Raw genomic sequence first — 1,409 nt, 5'->3', positions numbered from 1 at the left:
ATTTCAATATGCATCCAACAAAATTCATAGCTGACATCACTAAGCTAAGTTATAGAGAAGTATCGAAACGACTTCATCATTACGATGATCTCGAGAGATAAAAAAATAAAGGAAAATAAAATATGGAAATCGAAACAATAAAATTTGGCGAATTTTTCTATCTGCTATTTTCAGAGATGAATATTCAAATTATACCAGTTGGGAAAGCTGAAAAAGTCATTATATTTAAAACAGATATTTTTATTGAACAAGAAACACTCGACGGAGAAATCTTTGAACCTGAATACAACATGACAACAACGCTTGACATCTTACCTCAAGAAAACATGACACAAATAGCATTGAAAAGCACCGCTAAGATTCTGAATGAGGCAAACAAACTGCTTGATTTTATTTGGGATAACAAGAAAAACTTCCTAGAAAAGGTAACAGTTCATGAAATTTACGATAAACATTGAGCCAATGGCAAGCCCTCGTCCAAAGTTCAGCACTAGAGGCGGATTTGTTAAAGCCTATATGCCAAAAGCATACATGGACTGGAAAAAGCAGTTTCTTCTTGCGTGGTCAACTTACAGAGCAGAAAAAATTGAAAAAGGGAAACCATTATTTATCAAGGTTAACTTTTATATAAAGCCCCCTAAAAATATTGCAATAGCCAAGAAAAATAGTCTTGCGCTATTCAACGAGACGATGCCTATCATTGTTAAGCCAGACATCGACAATTTGCAAAAATCAGTATTGGATGCACTCAACAGCTATGCATGGAACGACGATAACCAAATTTCAGACATTTACGCTAAAAAGCGGTACAGTCTGAAACCAAGAATTGAAATTGAAATAGAGGAATTAAAAGATGAGTGTATTTGAAGCACTAACACTAATAAATCTTTACAACACGGCGGAGCAAAAATTTTTAAGTGGTCGTGGAAAAGATGTTGTTTGGATTGAAGCGAAAAAAGAGGATAAGCTGCTTCTTATCCAAACTTATCAGGATATTTGCGGGATCTATAATCGAGGGAAGTTCATGAGCTGGGAACATCTTTTCAGACTTTTACGTAAAAAGATGAATGGCACAGTGATTGTGTTGCCATAATAGCCCTAATTCATGAAAAATACGCTTACATTTAGCGTTTAACATATCAGAGGTAAAGTTATACCTAAAATTATAAAAATGCCTTAGGAGGCAAAATAAGGGGCAAGTAAATGAGTAAATCTAAAAAAGAACAACGGATTATTTTTTATAAGGACAGAGATAAAGTTGAAGCAACTGTTTCAAAAGATGATAAATGGTTACAAAACTTACACAAGCAAGAACTTGAAGAACTACTTAAGAGGCCAAAAAATGAAGACGAAAGAGAATAAAGAAATTGGAAATTATTTCTACAAAGTAAGGAAAGAAAACAACTTGA

4 protein-coding genes are annotated in these 1,409 nt (G+C 33.7%); all 4 read left to right on the top strand.

Features of this window, described 5'->3' with window-relative positions:
* Positions 1-122 precede the first annotated feature (122 nt).
* Positions 123-458, top strand: coding sequence for a hypothetical protein (locus RT41_RS10160; protein ID WP_054640069.1), 336 nt, complete (start codon positions 123-125; stop codon positions 456-458).
* Positions 436-867, top strand: a complete 432-nt coding sequence (locus RT41_RS10155) for a RusA family crossover junction endodeoxyribonuclease (RefSeq protein WP_096819295.1) — start codon at positions 436-438, stop codon at positions 865-867. The genes RT41_RS10160 and RT41_RS10155 overlap by 23 nt, the downstream gene beginning before the upstream one ends.
* Positions 854-1,093 (top strand): DUF1031 family protein, encoded by a 240-nt coding sequence (locus tag RT41_RS10150; protein ID WP_096819293.1) that lies wholly within the window; start codon positions 854-856, stop codon positions 1,091-1,093. The genes RT41_RS10155 and RT41_RS10150 overlap by 14 nt, the downstream gene beginning before the upstream one ends.
* Before the next feature lie 110 nt (positions 1,094-1,203).
* On the top strand, positions 1,204-1,362 hold the full coding sequence (locus tag RT41_RS10540) for a hypothetical protein (RefSeq protein ID WP_180752725.1): 159 nt from the start codon (positions 1,204-1,206) through the stop codon (positions 1,360-1,362).
* The last annotated feature ends 47 nt before the right edge of the window (positions 1,363-1,409 follow it).

The sequence above is a fragment of the Lactococcus fujiensis JCM 16395 genome (assembly GCF_002441655.1).
In the GTDB taxonomy this organism is placed as follows: Bacteria; Bacillota; Bacilli; order Lactobacillales; family Streptococcaceae; genus Lactococcus; species Lactococcus fujiensis.
The sequence above is the reverse complement of the archived record's forward strand: the minus strand, read 5'-3'. Positions and strand labels throughout refer to the sequence as shown.